Annotated in this window: 1 rRNA gene (running past one end of the window); it reads left to right on the forward strand. The window is 49.4% G+C overall.

The window, feature by feature from the left end:
• Positions 1–186: 186 nt before the first annotated feature.
• Positions 187–1,805 (forward strand): 23S ribosomal RNA (locus PseuLF5_RS28060) (it continues 1,498 nt past the right edge of the window).

A 1,805-nucleotide genomic window follows, 5' to 3' on the forward strand; every position in this document is an offset into this window, starting at 1 on the left:
TTGATTTCTAGTCTTTGACTAGTTCGTTCTTTAAAAATTTGGGTATGTGATAGAAAGATAGACTGAACGTTACTTTCACTGGTAACGGATCAGGCTAAGGTAAAATTTGTGAGTGACTCTTAAGAGTTTTGCGAATTTTCGGCGAATGTCGTCTTCACAGTATAACCAGATTGCTTGGGGTTATATGGTCAAGTGAAGAAGCGCATACGGTGGATGCCTTGGCAGTCAGAGGCGATGAAAGACGTGGTAGCCTGCGAAAAGCTTCGGGGAGTCGGCAAACAGACTTTGATCCGGAGATGTCTGAATGGGGGAACCCAGCCATCATAAGATGGTTATCTTGTACTGAATACATAGGTGCAAGAGGCGAACCAGGGGAACTGAAACATCTAAGTACCCTGAGGAAAAGAAATCAACCGAGATTCCCTTAGTAGTGGCGAGCGAACGGGGACTAGCCCTTAAGTGGCTTTGAGATTAGCGGAACGCTCTGGAAAGTGCGGCCATAGTGGGTGATAGCCCTGTACGCGAAAATCTCTTAGTCATGAAATCGAGTAGGACGGAGCACGAGAAACTTTGTCTGAATATGGGGGGACCATCCTCCAAGGCTAAATACTACTGACTGACCGATAGTGAACTAGTACCGTGAGGGAAAGGCGAAAAGAACCCCGGAGAGGGGAGTGAAATAGATCCTGAAACCGTATGCGTACAAGCAGTGGGAGCAGACTTTGTTCTGTGACTGCGTACCTTTTGTATAATGGGTCAGCGACTTATTTTCAGTGGCGAGCTTAACCGAATAGGGGAGGCGTAGCGAAAGCGAGTCTTAATAGGGCGTCTAGTCGCTGGGAATAGACCCGAAACCGGGCGATCTATCCATGGGCAGGTTGAAGGTTAGGTAACACTGACTGGAGGACCGAACCGACTACCGTTGAAAAGTTAGCGGATGACCTGTGGATCGGAGTGAAAGGCTAATCAAGCTCGGAGATAGCTGGTTCTCCTCGAAAGCTATTTAGGTAGCGCCTCATGTATCACTGTAGGGGGTAGAGCACTGTTTCGGCTAGGGGGTCATCCCGACTTACCAAACCGATGCAAACTCCGAATACCTACAAGTGCCGAGCATGGGAGACACACGGCGGGTGCTAACGTCCGTCGTGAAAAGGGAAACAACCCAGACCGTCAGCTAAGGTCCCAAAGTTATGGTTAAGTGGGAAACGATGTGGGAAGGCTTAGACAGCTAGGAGGTTGGCTTAGAAGCAGCCACCCTTTAAAGAAAGCGTAATAGCTCACTAGTCGAGTCGGCCTGCGCGGAAGATGTAACGGGGCTCAAACCATACACCGAAGCTACGGGTATCACCTTCGGGTGATGCGGTAGAGGAGCGTTCTGTAAGCCTGTGAAGGTGAGTTGAGAAGCTTGCTGGAGGTATCAGAAGTGCGAATGCTGACATGAGTAACGACAATGGGTGTGAAAAACACCCACGCCGAAAGACCAAGGTTTCCTGCGCAACGTTAATCGACGCAGGGTTAGTCGGTCCCTAAGGCGAGGCTGAAAAGCGTAGTCGATGGAAAACAGGTTAATATTCCTGTACTTCTGGTTATTGCGATGGAGGGACGGAGAAGGCTAGGCCAGCTTGGCGTTGGTTGTCCAAGTTTAAGGTGGTAGGCTGAGATCTTAGGTAAATCCGGGATCTTAAGGCCGAGAGCTGATGACGAGTTACCTTTCAGGTGACGAAGTGGTTGATGCCATGCTTCCAAGAAAAGCTTCTAAGCTTCAGATAACCAGGAACCGTACCCCAAACCGACACAGGTGGTTG

Origin of the sequence: Pseudomonas sp. LF-5 (genome assembly GCF_037626295.1) — a bacterium.
GTDB lineage: Bacteria > Pseudomonadota > Gammaproteobacteria > Pseudomonadales > Pseudomonadaceae > Aquipseudomonas > Aquipseudomonas monsensis.